The following is a 1,482-nucleotide window of genomic DNA, read 5'->3' as shown; positions in this document are numbered from 1 at the left end:
GGTCAGCCCGCCCGGTGTGGGTCAGCCGACCTGGCGCGGGTCGGGACCGTACTGGTTCTGGCCCTGGGTGCCGGGCAGGAGCGTCATCACGAACACCACGAAGCCGCCGAGCGGGACGATGCTGAGCAGCTGCCACCAGCCGGTCTGCCCCATGTCGTGCAGCCGCCGGCAGGTGACCGCGAGCGAGGGAACCAGCACGGCGAGGACGTAGACGACGATCACCACGCCGGCCAGCGCCGGGGTGTCGGTGGCGTTGCCGATCAGCACTGCGGCCAAGCCGACCACGAAGTAGATGATTGCGTTGAACAGGGTGTACCACCAGTACTCGGCCCGGCGAGCCCGGCCCTCAAAGGTGGCGTACTTGCTGAAGCAGCCCTTCCAGTAGCCCAGCGGCCCCGTACTTGACTGGGAAACGACGGTCAACGTGTCCTCCTTGGACAGATCTGAAGGTCGCTCATTCTAGGGCCTCGGCTCACTCCTCGTGTGCCCCGAATTCCGCCGGTGCATCGTCATGCGTTCAGGACCGGGGACGCACCAGCCCGGCGTCGAAAGCCACGATCACCAACTGGGCCCGGTCCCGCGCCGACAGCTTCGCCAGCAGGTGCGTGATGTGCGTCTTCACGGTCTTCACCGAGATGACCAGGGCCGCCGCGATCTCGTCGTTGGACAGACCGCCGCCGATCAGCGTCAGCACGTCGACCTCGCGCTCGGTCAGCCGGCGCAGGGCCGCCGGCTTGCGCTCCGGCCGCGGCGCGGCCACGAAATGCGAGACCAGGCGGGTCAGGATCGCGGGTGCGAAGAGGGACTCACCCCGATGGGTACGCCGGATCGCATCGATCAGGTCGGCGGGGCGGACATCCTTGAGCAGGAAACCCGAGGCGCCCGCCCGCAGCGCCGCGTACACGTACTCGTCCAGCTCGAACATGCTGAGCACGACGACGCGGGTGCCGGCCAGCGCCGGGTCGGCGCAGATCCGGCGGGTCGCCTCCAGGCCGTCGACGCGCGGCATCCGCACGTCCATCAGCACGACGTCCGGGCGGGTGGCACGGGCGCAGGCAACGCCGTCGGCGCCGTTGCCGGCCTCCCCCACCACGGCCAGGTCCGGCTCGTTGTCGATGATCATCGCGAGGCTGCGCCGTAACAACGGCTGATCGTCCACCAGCAGCACCCGCACGTCGCTCACGCCGGCGCCTCACCGGGGATCCGCGCGGTCACGTGGAAGCCGCCGTCCACCGGCTCGGCGAGCAGTTCTCCGCCAAGGCTGCCGATCCGCTCGCGCAGCCCGGCCAGGCCGTGCCCGGCGCCCGGCGACGGCCGCCAGCCCGGCACGGACGGCCCGCTGTCGGCCACGCTCACCACCACGTCCGGCCCGTCCCGGCGTACGTTCACGCGCACATCGGTGGGACCCGCATGCCGCGCCGTGTTGCTCAGCGCCTCGCGCACGACCCGGCACACCGCCACCTGCACCCCCTGGGGGACCGG

3 protein-coding genes are annotated in these 1,482 nt (G+C 71.0%); all 3 read right to left on the bottom strand.

What is annotated here, in order from left to right; all coding sequences use genetic code 11:
* Positions 1–21: 21 nt before the first annotated feature.
* Positions 22–423 carry a DUF805 domain-containing protein gene (locus AB0M20_RS43105; RefSeq protein WP_364307241.1) on the bottom strand — a complete coding sequence of 134 codons (402 nt, stop codon included), beginning with the start codon at positions 421–423 and terminating at the stop codon, positions 22–24.
* 94 nt (positions 424–517) lie between these two features.
* The gene (locus AB0M20_RS43100) at positions 518–1,183 is read right to left on the bottom strand and encodes a response regulator transcription factor (protein WP_364307239.1); all 666 of its coding nucleotides are present in this window, start codon (positions 1,181–1,183) and stop codon (positions 518–520) included.
* Positions 1,180–1,482, bottom strand: a 303-nt coding sequence (locus tag AB0M20_RS43095; protein WP_364307238.1) for an ATP-binding protein, incomplete at its 5' end; no start/stop codon positions are given. The genes AB0M20_RS43100 and AB0M20_RS43095, both read right to left, overlap by 4 nt.

This window comes from Actinoplanes sp. NPDC051633 (genome assembly GCF_040681735.1).
Taxonomy (GTDB): domain Bacteria; phylum Actinomycetota; class Actinomycetes; order Mycobacteriales; family Micromonosporaceae; genus Actinoplanes.
This window is presented reverse-complemented; position numbering and strand designations above follow the sequence as displayed.